This is a genomic window from Aeromonas piscicola (assembly GCF_000820005.1).
GTDB classification, from domain to species: domain Bacteria; phylum Pseudomonadota; class Gammaproteobacteria; order Enterobacterales; family Aeromonadaceae; genus Aeromonas; species Aeromonas piscicola.
On record NZ_CDBL01000034.1, the window covers coordinates 68632 to 84339 of the forward strand.

Consider the following 15708-nt stretch of genomic DNA (forward strand, 5'->3'; position numbering starts at 1 on the left):
CCCTGCTGAACGGAATTAGCCATGTCAGATTTACCACAAGATGATGCCACCAGGCTGGATGAGGGGATTTACCCCATTCGCGATGTCTCCCGCCTCACCGGTGTCAATGCCGTTACCCTGCGCGCCTGGCAGCGCCGCTACGGGCTGGTGCAGCCGGCCCGCACCGAGAAGGGTCACCGCCTCTATAGCGAGCAGGACATCCGCCAGATAGGCGAGATCCTGAGCTGGCTGGAGCGGGGAGTGAGCATAGGCCAGGTCAAAGGATTGCTGAGCGAGCCCCAATCCCAGCTGGTGAGCGATCACTGGCAGCAGACCCTTGAGCAGCTATGCCAGTCTGTGCTCGCCCTCAACCAGCGCAAGGTGGAGGCGCAACTGAATGACCTGCTGGCGAGCTACCCGTTCGAGCTGGTACGCAGCCGGGTGCTGCAACCCCTGGTGGAGCAGCTGCTTGGTCTGTGGCGCGAGCGGCCCGATGGCGAGCTGCTGCAACAGGTGTGGCTGGGCTGGCTTCATACCCGCTTCGCCCGCCACCTGATCGAGCAGGAGAAGGGCACGCCGATCACGTTGGCGAGCTGGGGCCAGGTCGGCCCCCTCGATCTGGTCTGGTCTGCCTACGAGCTGATCGGCCAGGGTTACGAGGTGCAGCTGCTGGGGGCGGTCGAGCCGCGCCACCTTGCCCTGCTGGAGGGGCGGGCGACCACTCCCTGGCTGGTGCTGCTGGGGGCCGGGCTTGGCAAGCCTGATCTGGCCACCGGCTGGCCGGCGGGCACCCGATTGTTTGGCGAGCTGGGGAGTCTCTATGACGCGGGTTGGCTGAGGGCCCACGGCTGGCAGCCCACCCTTGCCGAGGTTGGTTTGGACAAACCGGCAGCCCGTGGCGGCGCCGTACGCGGGAGCAAGAACCCATGAAGCTGGTCTGGTTTCGCAATGACTTGCGCCTCGCCGACAATCCGGCCTTGCGACACGCGTGTGCCGAGACGGGGGAGGTATCCGCCCTGTTTGTCATCTCCCCGACCCAGTGGCGGCAACACAAGATGGCCCCTATCCGTCAACGCTTTATGCTGGCGCAGGTCGATGCGCTGGGCCGCGAACTGGCGGCCCTCGGCATCAAGCTCCATCTGTTGCGGGTGGAGACCTTTGCCGAGCTGCCGGCAGCGCTGGCGACTCTGACCCGGGAGCTCGGTGTCACCCATCTCTACGCCAATCAGGCCATCGAACTCGACGAGCAGCGCCGTGACCATGCCGTCACCGCAGCGCTGGCAGAGCAGGAGGTGAGTTGCCATTGGCTCAACGGCTGCTGTGTGTTGCCGCCGGGGCGGGTGCTGACAGGTGCTGGGGAGATGTTCAAGGTGTTCACCCCCTTCAGCCGCGCCTGGCTCAAGGCGTTGGAGGAGGATGGCTTCGTTATTCACAGAGCCCCCGCGCCACGGGGCGAGCCGCTGCCGTGGCAGCCGCTGGCCGACAGGGCATTTGTCGATGCAGATCTCGGTGAAGTGACGCCGGATCCACGCTGGCCGGTGGGGGAGGCCGAGGCACTGCGCCGTTTACACGCCTTTCTGGAACAGGCCGTGCTCGACTACGGCGAGACCCGGGACTTTCCGGCTCAGGCGGGCACCTCCATCCTCTCGCCTTATCTGGCTGCTGGCATTATAAGCCCGCGTCAGTGCGTAGGAGCGCTGCAGCAGCGGCTCGGTTATCGGCCCCAATCCAAGGCGCAGCCCGGTTTCGTCTGGCTCAACGAGCTTGTCTGGCGCGAATTTTATCGTCACCTGCTGGTGCTGGTGCCGACCCTCTCCATGAACCTGCCGTTCAAACCCGAGACTGCGGCTCTGCCCTGGGGCTGGGATCCGGATGCCTTGGCCGCCTGGTGTGAGGGGCGGACCGGCTATCCCATCGTCGATGCGGCCATGCGCTGCCTCAACGCCACCGGCTGGATGCACAACCGGCTGCGGATGATAGTGGCGAGCTTCCTGACCAAGGATCTGCACATCCACTGGCGGCTCGGGGAGGATTACTTCATGAGCCAGCTGATTGACGGGGATCTGGCGGCCAACAATGGCGGCTGGCAGTGGGCGGCGGGTACGGGCGCCGATGCGGCCCCCTACTTTCGGGTGTTCAATCCCACCACTCAGGGGCAACGATTTGATCCACAAGGAGACTTTATCCGTACATGGGTAACTGAACTGGCCGATGTCCCTGTCGCCTATGTGCACCAGCCCCATGACTGGTTGCGACTCAAAGGGGGAAGGGGATATCCGGCGCCCATGGTGGATCACGCCGTCGCCCGGGTGAGAGCCATCGAGATGTTTCGACACCTGGAGAAATAGAATGAATGCGCCGCTGGCCCGCTTTATTGCCCTTTACCAGCAACTGGACAAGCAGCAGTTGCATCGCTTGCCGGACGTCTACGCCGAGCAGGTGATCTTCATCGATCCGGCCCACCGTATCGAGGGGCTGACGGCGCTCACCGACTATTTTGCCGCCCTCTATGAGCGTCTCGCAGACTGCCGCTTCGAGATCGTCAGCCAGCAGCAACAGGGTCGTGAGGCCTGGATCAGCTGGGTCATGACCTTCTCCCACCCAAGGCTCGGCGGGGGGCGGCCCGTCACTGTGGAGGGGGCGACCCGGCTTGAGTTCGACGCCGCAGACAAGGTGTGTCTGCATCGCGACTACTTCGATCTCGGCGCCATGCTCTACGAGCAGTTGCCGCTGCTCGGATCCCTGGTGCGCACCATCAAGGGGAGGCTGGGATCATGAGCGGACGTGTGCTGATCACGGGGGCCAGCTCCGGGCTGGGCTGCCAGCTGGCGCTCGATTACCGGCAGGCGGGCTGGCAGGTGTGGGGCTGCGGTCGCGATGGCGATCGGCTGCTGGCACTGGGTCGCCACGGCATCACCCCATTGCAGTTTGATGGCCGGGATGCGGCTGCCATGGCAGAGGTGGCGGCCAGCCTGCCGCCGCTGGATCTGCTGATCCTCAATGCCGGCAGCTGCGAATACATGGATCTGGCAGAGGGGTTCGATGGCGAGCTGTTTGCCCGGGTGATCGAGACCAATCTCATCGCCACCGGCCACGCGCTGGCCGCCTTCCTGCCGCTGCTGGAGCGCGGTGCCAGGCTTGCCATCGTCGGCTCCTCGGTGAGCTGGTTGCCGCTGCCACGGGCCGAAGCCTATGGCGCTTCCAAGGCGGCCCTCGACTATTTGGCCGATACCCTGCGTCTCGATCTCAAGGCCAGGGGCATAGCTGTGACCCTGATCCGCCCCGGCTTTGTGCAGACGCCGCTCACCGCGAAAAATGATTTTCCCATGCCCTGCCTGGTGACGGTAGAGCAGGCCTCTCGCGCCATCCTGACCGGACTGGCCGCCGGTCGTCACCAGATCCATTTTCCTCGCCGCTTCATCTGGTTGTTGCGCCTGCTTGGCGCACTGCCGGTGGGACTCTGGCTGCGGCTTGGCAGCACGCTTGTTTCGAAAGGACGCCCTTCATGAAGAAAAAAATCGCCATCGTCGGCTCTGGGATCTCCGGGCTTACCGCTGGTTTTCTGCTCCACAAGCGCCACGACGTTACCCTGTTTGAGGCCGCGCCCACTCTGGGTGGCCACACAGCGACCGTCGATGTGAGCCAGGGTGGCCGCAGCTATGCCATCGATACCGGCTTCATCGTATTCAACGATCGCACCTATCCCAATTTCCTCAAATTGCTGGAGCGGATCGGCGTGGCGCGCCAGGACGCCGAGATGAGCTTTTCGGTGAAAAGCCCGCAGGGGCTCGAGTACAACGGCCACAACCTGGATACCCTGTTTGCCCAGCGCAGCAATCTGTTGAGCCCTGGTTTTTACCGCTTCGTCGCCGAGATACTGCGTTTCAACCGGGAGGCCCGCGCCTGGCTGGCCGACGGCCAACGACATGGCGAGTGTCCCGCGCTGACCCTGGGGGACTTCTTGCAGGTGGGTGATTTTAGCGACTACTTCGCCCGCCACTACATTCTGCCGATGGGGGCGGCCATCTGGTCCTCCACCCTGGCGGACATGCGTGCCTTCCCGCTGGCCTTCTTCCTGCGCTTCTTTGCCAACCATGGCCTGCTCGATGTGGCCAACCGTCCCCAGTGGTACGTGATACCGGGCGGTTCGCGGGAATACATAGGCCCGCTCACCGCAGGCTGGCAGCCGCAGATCCGGCTCGCCTGCCCGGTGCAGGGGATCCGGCGGCTGGCCGAGGGTGTGCTGATCCAGAGCCGTTATGGCGAGGAACAGTTTGACGAGGTGATCCTCGCCTGCCACAGCGATCAGGCGCTGGCCCTGCTTGCCGATGCGAGCGAGCGGGAGCAGGCCATTCTCGGGGACATGGCTTATCAGGCCAATGACGTCTGGCTGCATACCGATGTCAGCTGTTTGCCCACTCGCCGCAAAGCCTGGGCCAGCTGGAACTATCAGCTGGACGGGGACGACGAGGCGCGGCCGCTGGTGAGCTACAACATGAACATTCTGCAGGGGGTGAACTCGCCAGTGCCCTTCTGCGTCAGTCTCAATCCCAAAGGAAAGGTGGACGAGAGCAAGGTGCTGCGCCGCTTCGTTTATCACCACCCTGTGTTCAATCAGGCATCCATCCAGGCGCAGCAGGCGCGCCTGGAGATCTGCGGCCAGCACCACACCCATTTCTGCGGCGCCTACTGGTACAACGGCTTTCACGAGGACGGGGTACGCAGCGCACTGGACGTTGCCAGACGCTTCGGAGCCGAGCTATGAGTGCTGTCGCCATGGCTCAGACTGTCAGCGCCATCTGGCAGGGCTCGGTGCGCCATCGCCGCTTTGCACCCAGGGCCCACGCTTTCTCCTACAGCCTCTTCATGCTGGGGCTGGATCTGGACGAGCTGCCGAGCCTCAGCCAGGGGCACTGGTTCGGCGTGGAGCGGGCCGGGTTGCTCTCCTTTCATCGCAATGACTATCTCAAAGGCAGCGAAGGGAGCCTCAAGCAGGCGGTGTGGCACAAGGTGAGTGAACTGGGTGGCGATGCCGACCCCGAGGGGCGGGTGTTGCTGCTCGGCAATGTACGCTGCATGGGCTTTTACTTCAGCCCGGTCAACTTCTACTTCTGCTACCGGCAGGGTGAGGCGCGTTACCTGCTGGCCGAGGTGTCGAACACCCCCTGGAACGAGCGTCACTACTACCTGCTGGATCTGGCGGCGCTGGCGCCCCACGACAAAGATTTTCACGTCTCCCCGTTTATGGGGCTGGCCATGCGCTACCACTGGCGTATTCGCCCACCGGAGCAGGAGACATTGATCCACATAGAGAGTCATCCCCAGTCCGGTGAGGCCAAGCTGTTTGACGCCACCCTGGCGCTGAGCCGCGAGCCCCTGTCCCGCAAGGGACTGATGGCGCTGCTCGCTCGCTGGCCCTGGATGACCCTGAAGGTGCTGCTCGGGATCTACTGGCAGGCCTTGCGTCTTTTTATCAAACGAACACCTATCTTCAGCCATCCGGAGACTCGCTAATGGAACTGGTGCAATCAACAAGTTCAGCCTCTTTCATCGACAAAGGCGCAAGGCAACTGCTGCTCAAGCTGCTGGGGCGTCTCGAGCACGGTCAACTGCTGCTGCGGGACGGCAGCGATCGTCATAGTTTCGGGGTGGCGGGTACTGACCTGCACGCCGAAGTGGTGGTAAAGGATCCGGCCTTCTATCGCCGCCTGCTGCTGGGGGGCAGCATTGCCGCCGGTGAAACCTGGGTGGAGGGGCTTTGGACCAGCCCGGATCCGGTGGCGCTGGTGCGGTTGCTGGCCCGCAATATGACACTGCTCGACAGCCTGGAGCGGCGGCTCAGTTGGCTGAGTTTCCCCTTCAACAAGGCGCGTCACTGGATAAATCGCAATACCCTGACAGGATCGAGATCCAACATCGCCGCCCACTACGATCTGGGCAATACCCTCTATCAGGGTTTTCTCGATGGCCATATGCAGTACTCGAGCGCGATTTATCCGAGTGCGGAAGCAAGCCTGGAGGAGGCACAACAGGCCAAGCTGCGTACCATCTGCGAGCGGCTTGAGCTGAGGCCGGACGATCACCTGCTGGAGATAGGCACAGGCTGGGGCGGGCTGGCCATTTATGCGGCCCGTCACTATGGCTGCCGAGTGACCACGACGACCATCTCTCAGGCCCAGCATGACTATGCTCGCGAGTGGATCGAGCGGGAGGGGCTCGGAGATCGCATCACCTTGCTGCTGGAGGATTACCGCAAGCTGGAGGGAACCTTCGACAAGCTGGTCTCCATCGAGATGATAGAGGCGGTGGGTCACGCCTTCCTGCCGGACTATTTCCGCCAGTTGTCGCGGCTACTCAAACCCGGTGGTCGCCTGCTCATTCAGGCCATCACCATCGCCGATCAGCGCCACGCCCAGTATCTGCGCGGCGTCGACTTCATCCAGCGTTACATCTTCCCCGGCGGCTGCCTGCCGAGCGTCTCCCAGATGGCGGGCTTGCTGGCCCGCGAGACCGACATGCAGCTGGTGCGGCTGCACGATCACGGTCACCATTACGCCCGCACCCTGGCGCACTGGTGCGAGCGCTTTCTGGCGCTGGCCCCAGAGCTGCCGAGGCTCGGCTACAACCAGGATTTCATCCGGCTATGGCACTTCTACTTTGCCTATTGCGAAGGAGGCTTCTGGGAGCGGGCCATCAGTCTGGTCCAGCTGGAAGCGGCCAAACCGGGCCCCCTCGGCTGGTCTGGGGATCTGCCAGTAAGCGGTCACTGACCATGTGGCAGTGGGCCCAGCTGCTGGGGTTCAACCTTTACTGGTTGCTGGCGGTGAAGTGGCAGCAGCCGGGCCCGCTGCTGCTGATGCTGTTGCTCCACTTTCTCTTCTCCCCCAGCCGCAGGCGCGATCTGCGGTTATGGCCGGTGGCCCTGGCCGGCTGTCTGCTCGATGGCTCGCTCTGGCAGCTCGGATTGTTTCAATTTTCAGCCGGTTTCCCCCTCTGGCTGGCACTGCTGTGGTTGGGATTTGCCTTGAGCCTCAGTCACGGATTGCGCTGGTTGCGCCCCTTGCCCCGCTGGCAGCAGGGGCTGTTTGGCATGGCGGGTGGCGCCTCCTCCTATGTGGCGGGAGCAGCCATGGGGGCAGTACACTTACCTTGGGGCATCTGGATCAGCACGGCACTGCTGGCGGTGATCTGGATGTGGTGGTTACCCGTACTCCTGTGGGTAACGGTCAAGCTGGAGGGTGAAGCGAGATGAACACCTTTTCGACCGACACCTTGTTGTTTTCCAAGTGGACCAAAGAGAGCCAGCACGAGCTGACCGAGCGCTTCTATCTGGTGGTGTCATGCCAACGGGATGCGCAGGGGAAACTGGCCCGCGTGGTGATGCAGGATATCAACACCCTGCTGGAACAGGAGATGGATTGGCATGAACTGGAAGATCCCGCGAGCTGGCACATGGGGTGGAATTAGCCTGCTGATCGTGGCCTTGAGCAGCCCGCATTCACTGGCCAAGGAAACCCCTTCAGCCCCCTGGCAGCTGCTGCGAACCGTGGGGCAGGGGGAGATGAACTGGCTCTGGTTCAAACTCTATGACGCTACCCTCTACAGCCAGAGTGGTCGTTATGAGCCGGGCCATTATCCACAGGCGCTGACCCTCACCTACGCCAGAGATATCGAACGTAGTGATTTGCTCACCGCCACCGCCGAGGAGTGGCAGCGACTCGGGCTCGGCAGCGATGCCGATCGCCTGCGTTGGCTCGATCAGCTGGCGGCGCTCTGGCCCGATGTGGGGGCGGGAGACAGTCTTACCTTCTATGTGGATGAGGCCGGATTTGGCCATTTCTGGTGGCACGATCAGCCGCTCGGCAGCCTCGCCGATCCCCAATTCTCCGCGGCCTTTCTGGCCATCTGGCTTGCCGACAATAGTCGCGATCCTGCCCTTACCCGCCGCCTGCGCGGTCAACTCTGATGCTGGAGTACTCAATGTCTTTCTATCGTTACTGTCGTTTTCTGCTCTTGTTGCCACTCCTGTTGCTCACTGGCTGTGGCGCCAGCCTGGATGAATATCGTGGTCAGGGGCCGAACTGGGATCTCGCCCGCTTCTTCAGCGGCAAGCTGGTGGCCCATGGCCTGGTGACCGACCGCAACGGCGAAGTGACCAGTCGCTTTCGGGTCGAGATGGTGGGGCGCTGGCAGGATGGCAAGGGCGAGCTGTTTGAGCAGTTCTATTTCGATGACGGCCGCCGGCAGACCCGTACCTGGTTTTTGAGCAAGGGGGCCGATGGTCACTGGCGCGGTACCGCATCCGATGTAGTGGGGGAGGCGATAGGCAAGACGGAAGGCTTTGCTCTCAACTGGCGCTATCAGCTCGATCTGGCCCTGCCGGACGGGGAGGTGGTGCGGGTGAGCTTCGATGACTGGATGTACCTGCTGGATGAAGATCGCCTGATCAATCGGGCCGAGATCAGCAAGTTCGGCATTCATCTGGGCGAGGTGATCCTCTATATCGAGCGGCGCCCGGGGTGAGTCATGCCAGATCATCTGATGGGTGCACTTGGCGATAGCCGCTCGCTATCAATCAGTTAGGTAGTAACTATTACCTTTTGAGTCTGAAGGGAGCTAATCTGGCTCCGTCGTCAAATCTGGAGGTGAAACATGAAAAGTCCGATTGGTCTTGATACCGTTCAATCACAAGCCCTGGCCGCCGAGCTGAACAAGTTGCTGGCCAGCTACCAGATCCTCTACATGAACGTCCGTGGCTTCCACTGGAATATCCGCGGCAACCAGTTCTTCGAACTGCACCTGAAATTTGAAGAGATCTATAACGATCTGCTGCTGAAGGTCGACGCCTTGGCCGAGCGTATCCTCACCCTGGATGGCGTGCCCATGCACAGCTTCAGCGATTACCTGAAAGTCTCTGCCATCCCGGAGCAGAAGGGGCTGCATGACGGTCGTGCCTGTGTCGAATCCCTGCTTGAGAGCTTCCGCGAGCTGCTGGTCGCCCAGCGCCGGATCCTGGGACAAGCCGCCGAGGCCGGTGACGAGGGGACGGCATCCATCCTCTCCGACTATGTACAGCAGCAGGAAAAACTGGTCTGGATGCTGCGCGCCTATCTGGCCTGACCCTTTGTAGATGTGAGTTTTGTTGTAAACCTTTGTTGTAAACCTGAGTTGTCTCTCCTTTTATCCACCCGCTTGCCGCCCTGTTTGGGCGGCTTTTTTGTTTTTGATCTGCATCAATGAAAACTTAATTGGCAAATTGAATACCTATTAAGTTTTTGGCGAGGGGCATAGAATCGCCACAAAACAAGTAACTGAAATGTCCAATTGGGAGAGGCATGATGTTTTGTGTGCAATGTGAACAGACAATTCGTACCCCGGCAGGCAATGGCTGTGCTTATGCACAAGGCATGTGCGGCAAGACGGCCGAAACCTCGGATCTGCAGGATGTGCTGATCTATGCGCTGCAGGGCCTCAGTGCCTGGGCGCTGGCCGCCCGCGAGCACGGTGTCATCGACAACGAGGTCGATGCCTTCGTGCCCAAGGCCTTCTTCGCCACCCTCACCAACGTCAACTTCGATTCCGCCCGCATCGTTGCCTATGTCAACCAGGCGCTGGCTCATCGTCAGCAGCTGGCCGACCGTCTGGCGGCACTGGCGGTGCAAGTCACCGGCTTGCCCGAGGCCGCCAGCTTCGAGCCGGGTGACGAGCTGCTCGCCCAGCTGGCCCATGCACCGCAAACCGCGGTCAATCGCGGCAAGAGCGAGGTGCATGAAGACATCATGGGGCTGCGTCTGCTCTGCCTATACGGCCTCAAGGGCGCCGCCGCCTACATGGAACATGCCCGGGTGCTGGGCCAGCAGGATAGCGCCGTGGCCACCGAGTTCCATCGCATCATGAGCTGGCTCAGCACGGACCCGAGCGAGCTGGATCCCCTGTTCAAATGTGCCATGGAGATCGGCCTGCTCAACTTCAAAGTCATGGAGATGCTGGATCTCGGTGAAACCACGGCGTTTGGCCACCCCGAGCCGACCCAAGTGCGCGTCACACCGGTGCCGGGCAAGTGCATCCTGGTCTCCGGCCACGACATGATGGATCTCAAGCTGATCCTGGAGCAGACCGCAGGCACTGGCATCCATGTCTACACCCACGGCGAGATGCTGCCGGCGCTGGCCTACCCCTTCTTCAAGCAGTACCCGCACCTGGTGGGCAACTACGGCTCCGCCTGGCAGAACCAGCAGAAGGAGTTTGCCAACTTCCCCGGTGCCGTGGTGATGACCTCCAACTGCATCATAGATCCGAACGTGGGCGACTACAGCGACCGCATCTTCACCCGCTCCATCGTCGGCTGGCCGGGCGTCACTCACCTCGAAGGGGACGATTTCTCCGCTGTGGTGGCGAAGGCACTGGCGCTGGACGGTTTCAAACACACAGAGCTCGATCACTTCATCACCATCGGCTTTGCCCGCAATGCCCTGATGCAGGCCGCCCCGGCAGTGATTGAGAAGGTGAAAGCCGGTGAAATCAGCCACTTCTTCCTGGTGGGCGGTTGTGACGGCGACAAGGCCGAGCGCGCCTACTTCACCGAGTTTGCCAAGGCCGCCCCCCGAGACAGCCTGCTGCTCACCCTGGGCTGCGGCAAGTACAAGTTCAACAAGCTCGATTTTGGCAACATAGGTGGCATTCCCCGCCTGCTGGACGTGGGGCAGTGCAACGATGCCTACTCCGCCATCCAGCTGGCACTGGCGCTCTCCGAGGCGTTCGAGTGTGGCGTCAATGACCTGCCGTTGACCCTGGTGCTCTCCTGGTTCGAACAGAAGGCCATCGTCATCCTGCTCACCCTGCTGGCGCTCGGTGTGAAAGACATTCGCACCGGTCCGACCGCACCGGCCTTCCTGACCCCGGCCCTGCTCAAGGTGCTGGAGGAGCAGTTCGGCCTGAAAGGAACCACCACGGCCGAAGCAGATCTCGCCGAGATCCTGGCTGCCTGAATCCGGTGATCGCGCAGGCCGTGCCGGCCTGATCATCTCAGCATGTTGTAAGCCTTTGGCGAGCCTGATGGCTCGCCTTTTTTTCAACGCGTCGTGTTTCAAAAACATGTTTTCAAAATGAGGAGCCTTGTGATGACCTCCACCTCTCTCACCCTGCGTTGCATCGGTCGTCGCGCCGACACCCATGATGTGGTGAGCTGGCAGTTCGCGCCGGTTGCAGGAAGCCTGCCCCCCGTGCTGGCCGGCCAGTGCGTGACCCTGCACACAGAGATCGACGGCCAGCCCATGTGCCGCGCCTATACCCTCTCCTCCAGCCCGCAGGATGCGTGCTGGCAAGTCACCATCAAGGATGTGGGGCGGGTCTCCCACCATCTGCACCAGAGCCTGCAGTTGGGGGACGAGATCCGGGTCGACGGCCCCTTCGGCGACTTCAACCTGACGGCGCTGCCCTGCGAGCGACCGCTGCTGCTCAGCGCCGGTTCCGGCATTACCCCCATGTGGGCCATGCTGCGCGACGAGCTGGCCAAACGGCCCGAGGCGGACATCCGCTTCATTCACAGCGCCCGTTCGCCCCAGGATCTGATCTTCGCGGACGAACTGGCTGCGCTGGCCGAGGCTCATCCCGGCGTGCGCCATGGGTTGGTGCTGGAGCAGGCGCCGGCCGCTCATCCCTGGGTTGGCCGACTCAGCCCGGACATGCTGAGGGAATTGGCACCGGACCTGCTCGATCGCCACGTCTATCTGTGCGGCCCTGCGCCCTACATGACCGCCGTCTGCGCCATGCTGGCGGAGCTGGGGTTGCCAGCGGAACAGTTGCATCAGGAGTCGTTCGGCTTGCCTGCTGTTACATCGGGCGCGGCGCCGGTTGCGGCCGGTAGCGACCATTTCTGGCTGACCCTCAAGAAAAGCGGCAAGAAGGTGAAGATACTGCCGGGCCAGACCCTGCTTGCCGCCCTGGAAGGGGCTGGCGAAACCATGATGGCCGCTTGCCGCGCCGGAGTATGTGGCGCCTGCCGCTGTACCACGATTGGCGAGATCGAACGGCAGAGCGTGATGACGCTGAGTGCGCAGGATCTGGAGATCGGAGTCGCACTGGCCTGCTCCTGTACCGCCAGGGGGGATGTCAGCCTCGACTATTGATGGCTTCATTGGCATCTCAAGCTTTTCCCGATGACGCAGGGCAGGTAGACTCTGCCCAGTTTCACCAGAACACGGGATAAAAAATGACAATATTGGTCACGGGCGGTGCCGGTTACATCGGTTCCCATACCCTGGTTGAGCTGCTCGGCGCGGGGCAGCAAGTGGTGGTGCTGGATAACCTATCCAACTCCTCCCCCGAGTCTCTCAAACGGGTCGAGCGGATCACCGGCAAGCCGGTTACCTTTGTTGAAGGAGATGTGCTGGACAGAGCCTGCCTGCAGCAGCTGTTTGCCGCCCACAAGATTGAATCCGTGATCCACTTCGCCGGCCTCAAGGCGGTGGGAGAGTCGAGCCAGATCCCGCTCACCTATTACCAGAACAACATCACAGGTACCCTGGTGCTGTGCGAGGAGATGGCAAAGGCGGGCGTGTTCCGGCTGGTATTCAGCTCGTCGGCCACCGTGTATGGCGATCCTGCCTCTGTGCCGCTGCGGGAAGATTTCCCCACCAGCGCGACCAACCCCTATGGTCGCTCCAAGCTGATGGTGGAAGAGATACTGCGTGACTTGTCCAAATCCGATCCGCGTTGGGCCATAGTGCTGCTGCGCTACTTCAACCCGGTCGGCGCCCACGAGAGCGGCCTCATCGGTGAAGATCCCAACGGTATCCCCAACAACCTGCTGCCCTATATCAGCCAGGTGGGTGTCGGCAAGCTCAAGGAGCTGGGGGTGTTTGGCAACGACTATCCGACCCCGGATGGCACAGGCGTGCGCGACTACATCCACGTGGTGGATCTCGCTCTCGGTCATCTCAAGGCGCTGGCCCGCATCGCTGCCGATACCGGTGTCTTCACCTACAACCTGGGTACCGGTCAGGGCTATTCCGTGCTGCAGATGATCAGTGCGTTCGAGGCGGCCAGCGGTCGCACCATAGCGCACCAGATCAAACCGCGCCGCCCCGGTGACATAGCCGAATGCTGGGCCGAGCCGCACAAGGCCCGTGACGAGCTGGGTTGGCAGGCGGAGCGCGGGCTCGAGCAGATGATGGCCGACACCTGGCGCTGGCAAAGCCAGAACCCGAACGGCTATGGTCCTACTGCGAAGCCGTGATCAAGGATCATGTGCTGCTCGGGAGCCTCATTTATTCATATCAACTCCGGTCCCTGCGCAGCTCTTCGCCTTGCTGACAGCTCCTCGCTACGGCCCAACAGTCCTGAGGGGCCCAAGCCTGAATGGCAAAACGCCCCGGCATCGCAATGCCGGGGCGTTTTTTATGTGTGACGGGCTGGGTTACTGAATGCTCTTGCCCGCGCGCACATCCTTGATGAAGCCTTTCAGGCTCGCCAGATCACGGGGTGCGCCACGCAGTATCTGGTCACCTATGATGAAGGCCGGTGTGCCTGAGATGCTCATGGCTTCGGCCAGCGCCCGGTTGGTACCGAGGTTCTGATCTATGCTACCGTCCTTGATCTTGGCCTCAACCTTGCTCCAGTTTACCCCGGCCGCTTCCGCCAGCTGCTTTACCTGAGCTTCATCGGACAGCGGGCCCTGATGGGCGTACAGCTTCTCGTGGAAGGCCTGGTATTTGTCAGGCTGACCCAGTTGCACCGCCAGCGCCGCCCGGGCCGCGAAGTAGGAGGTCTCGCTCAGGATGGGGAACTGCTTGTAGATGTAGCGGATATCCTTGTCTTCACCCAGCAACTGCTTGATCAGCGGATGGGCGCGCTTGCAGTAACCGCAGTTGTAATCGAAGAACTCGACCACGGTCATGCTGCCCTTGGGGTTGCCGCTTTCAGGGTCTTTATTGGAATAGAGCTGCTTGGCGTGCGCCTCGATCAGGCTCTTGTCGTTGGCCGCCTGCTGACTCTCCTGTTTGGCGCGCAGGGCATTGGACATCTCGACCAGGATCTCCGGATTCTTGACCAGATAGTCGCGCACGATTTGCTCGACATCGCTTTTGGTCAGCTCGCTTGCCTGAACCGGCGCCGCAAGCAGGGTGGCGCCAGTCAGGGCGCAAAGCAGGGCATGTTTGATTCTCATAAGTCCATCTTGCTGGAAATTTCGTGATGGCCACTATAGTGGGTGAGTCTGTTTTCAAGTCAAGTTATCTGGTTGAAAAAGCGCTGTTTCTGCCCGTTTTATCGACTTTATGCGTCATTTAGCCCAATAAATCGGCAAACGAACCAAAAGGGGATTTACAAGCCGGATCGCCATGGGTAATATTCGCCGCACTGTCGCGGAGGGGTGGCAGAGCGGCTGAATGCACCGGTCTTGAAAACCGGCGATGGGCGACCATCCGTGGGTTCAAATCCCACCTCCTCCGCCATATATATAGCCCAACTGATTGATTCGGTTGGGCTTTTTTGTGCCTGCGTTTTTTGGTATGCCAGTGAGTATGCCATTCGATGTCGGCTGTCTTTATTCTTTATCGTCTTTCTTTGGACTACGCCCTGTTTAACAACCATCATTTTTTTTGTAGATTCTATACGAGTAAATAGGCTAACTCTGGCCTAAAGCCTAACCAAGTATCCGATTTTAGTTGAGTGCTATAGCTCAACACTACAGCTGATGTGGAGATAAGCCATTCATGGATTACAGAATGAACAATGTACTGGATCTGCAGTTGACCGGTCTGTCCTCATAACAATGTCTTTATGCTCACAGCACAGGCATGCCCATACTTCGCTCATATGTAGGCCGCAAGATCCACAGGGTAGTCCAGGTTGCCGCTCTCTTATCCAAAAACCAGGAGTATTACAAATAGGGCATGGAGATTGTAGGCGCTTCAGTAAATCGGTTGCAGCTTGCTCAATCCGCTCCATTCTCTGCGGATTTGCAAACGCTCGCATATCCAGTTCCAAAAATACCTGCTTACTTGCAGATAAAGCGATGCAATCATCGAAGCTGGTTTTCAAGCGTTCCCAACTCGCAATATCCTTGCAAACTCTCCTATCATCTTTCTCATCAGGGCGCATTACCAGTTGATACTCAGGAAACCCTTCCATGGTTGCAAAGTTGGCGATAGCTTGCCAATCACCACTCGTTATCCGTGGACCACGAGCGGCACCTTGAGCTATACCAACAACTTCAATTCCGAGTTCATCATCAATCCAGATCAATAATTCCATATTCCAAGGCAGCATACCGATGAAAGGATCAAGACCAAAGCTCCCTTCGCTGGCAATACCAAGTGAGGACCCCGACAATTCCATTCCTTTTCGTGCTTTTTGTCTAGCTGCCTCAAGTTGTGTTCCTACACGTGGAATCTCGCGAGTGAATGTACCCAGTAGGTCAGTATCAAAACCTTTAACCAGCTCTATCGAGCAACCCAGCCTAGTATCCAGTAGAGGCACAATCACTTTCTCTTTACCATGCTTGGTTAATAGAGCAACTTTTCGACGTTCATAACGTCTCAACCCTGACATCACAGCATCTCCTAACCAAGTGGTAGCCACACAACATGCATATAGCGCTGTAATCCACCTTCTTGACCGAAGCGCCAGAGTTGAACCCAGCTGTTGTATAGTAGATTTCGGATTCCGTCATACTTGTTGACAACTGCTTCAATAGAAATTTGCCGAGCATCTGTCACAACAGTCAAT

The 15708-nt window shown here is 60.3% G+C and carries 17 protein-coding genes and 1 tRNA gene; 16 read left to right on the top strand and 2 right to left on the bottom strand.

The features are described from left to right. The first annotated feature begins 21 nt into the window (after nt 1-21). From BN1128_RS06165 to galE, 15 genes are all read left to right on the top strand, one after another. The gene (locus BN1128_RS06165; protein ID WP_042867065.1) at nt 22-909 is read left to right on the top strand and encodes a MerR family transcriptional regulator; all 888 of its coding nucleotides are present in this window, start codon (nt 22-24) and stop codon (nt 907-909) included. Then, complete coding sequence (gene phrB / locus BN1128_RS06170; protein ID WP_042867066.1) at nt 906-2327, top strand: deoxyribodipyrimidine photo-lyase; 1422 nt, start codon at nt 906-908, stop codon at nt 2325-2327. The genes BN1128_RS06165 and phrB overlap by 4 nt, the downstream gene beginning before the upstream one ends. Before the next feature lies 1 nt (nt 2328). Next, on the top strand, nt 2329-2757 hold the full coding sequence (locus tag BN1128_RS06175; protein WP_042867067.1) for a nuclear transport factor 2 family protein: 429 nt from the start codon (nt 2329-2331) through the stop codon (nt 2755-2757). Continuing rightward, a complete protein-coding gene (locus tag BN1128_RS06180) occupies nt 2754-3488 on the top strand; it encodes an SDR family NAD(P)-dependent oxidoreductase (protein ID WP_042867068.1) in 735 nt (244 codons plus the stop codon). The genes BN1128_RS06175 and BN1128_RS06180 overlap by 4 nt, the downstream gene beginning before the upstream one ends. Continuing rightward, nucleotides 3485-4744, top strand: a complete 1260-nt coding sequence (locus BN1128_RS06185; RefSeq protein ID WP_042867069.1) for an NAD(P)/FAD-dependent oxidoreductase — start codon at nt 3485-3487, stop codon at nt 4742-4744. Before BN1128_RS06180 ends, BN1128_RS06185 begins: the two co-directional genes overlap by 4 nt. Then, a complete protein-coding gene (locus tag BN1128_RS06190) occupies nt 4741-5493 on the top strand; it encodes a DUF1365 domain-containing protein (protein ID WP_042867070.1) in 753 nt (250 codons plus the stop codon). The genes BN1128_RS06185 and BN1128_RS06190 overlap by 4 nt, the downstream gene beginning before the upstream one ends. Then, the gene (locus BN1128_RS06195) at nt 5493-6749 is read left to right on the top strand and encodes an SAM-dependent methyltransferase (RefSeq protein WP_042867071.1); all 1257 of its coding nucleotides are present in this window, start codon (nt 5493-5495) and stop codon (nt 6747-6749) included. Before BN1128_RS06190 ends, BN1128_RS06195 begins: the two co-directional genes overlap by 1 nt. A gap of 2 nt (nt 6750-6751) precedes the next feature. Further along, nucleotides 6752-7231 carry a DUF2878 domain-containing protein gene (locus tag BN1128_RS06200; RefSeq protein WP_042867072.1) on the top strand — a complete coding sequence of 160 codons (480 nt, stop codon included), beginning with the start codon at nt 6752-6754 and terminating at the stop codon, nt 7229-7231. After that, nucleotides 7228-7446, top strand: a complete 219-nt coding sequence (locus BN1128_RS06205) for a TIGR02450 family Trp-rich protein (protein WP_042867073.1) — start codon at nt 7228-7230, stop codon at nt 7444-7446. The genes BN1128_RS06200 and BN1128_RS06205 overlap by 4 nt, the downstream gene beginning before the upstream one ends. Next, nucleotides 7403-7945, top strand: coding sequence for a chalcone isomerase family protein (locus BN1128_RS06210; protein WP_042867074.1), 543 nt, complete (start codon nt 7403-7405; stop codon nt 7943-7945). The genes BN1128_RS06205 and BN1128_RS06210 overlap by 44 nt, the downstream gene beginning before the upstream one ends. Before the next feature lie 14 nt (nt 7946-7959). Beyond that, on the top strand, nt 7960-8502 hold the full coding sequence (locus BN1128_RS06215; RefSeq protein WP_209428545.1) for a DUF3833 domain-containing protein: 543 nt from the start codon (nt 7960-7962) through the stop codon (nt 8500-8502). 129 nt (nt 8503-8631) lie between these two features. Further along, nucleotides 8632-9099 carry a Dps family protein gene (locus BN1128_RS06220; protein ID WP_021140949.1) on the top strand — a complete coding sequence of 156 codons (468 nt, stop codon included), beginning with the start codon at nt 8632-8634 and terminating at the stop codon, nt 9097-9099. A gap of 218 nt (nt 9100-9317) precedes the next feature. Next, on the top strand, nt 9318-10967 hold the full coding sequence (hcp, locus tag BN1128_RS06225; RefSeq protein ID WP_042867307.1) for a hydroxylamine reductase: 1650 nt from the start codon (nt 9318-9320) through the stop codon (nt 10965-10967). Nucleotides 10968-11099: 132 nt separating this feature from the next. Then, a complete protein-coding gene (locus tag BN1128_RS06230) occupies nt 11100-12107 on the top strand; it encodes an FAD-binding oxidoreductase (RefSeq protein WP_042867076.1) in 1008 nt (335 codons plus the stop codon). Between the two features lie 83 nt (nt 12108-12190). Further along, nucleotides 12191-13216 (top strand): UDP-glucose 4-epimerase GalE, encoded by a 1026-nt coding sequence (galE, locus tag BN1128_RS06235; protein ID WP_042867077.1) that lies wholly within the window; start codon nt 12191-12193, stop codon nt 13214-13216. A 180-nt stretch (nt 13217-13396) separates the two neighbouring features. Here the strand turns inward: galE and BN1128_RS06240 are convergent, their stop codons facing one another. Beyond that, nucleotides 13397-14146, bottom strand: a complete 750-nt coding sequence (locus tag BN1128_RS06240; RefSeq protein WP_042867078.1) for a DsbA family protein — start codon at nt 14144-14146, stop codon at nt 13397-13399. A gap of 198 nt (nt 14147-14344) precedes the next feature. Between BN1128_RS06240 and BN1128_RS06245 the strand changes: the two genes are divergently transcribed. Further along, a tRNA-Ser gene (locus BN1128_RS06245) sits at nt 14345-14432 on the top strand. Between the two features lie 259 nt (nt 14433-14691). Here BN1128_RS06245 and BN1128_RS24480 read toward each other — a convergent pair. Then, nucleotides 14692-15531 (bottom strand): DUF6671 family protein, encoded by an 840-nt coding sequence (locus BN1128_RS24480; protein WP_082030364.1) that lies wholly within the window; start codon nt 15529-15531, stop codon nt 14692-14694. Nucleotides 15532-15708: the final 177 nt, after the last annotated feature.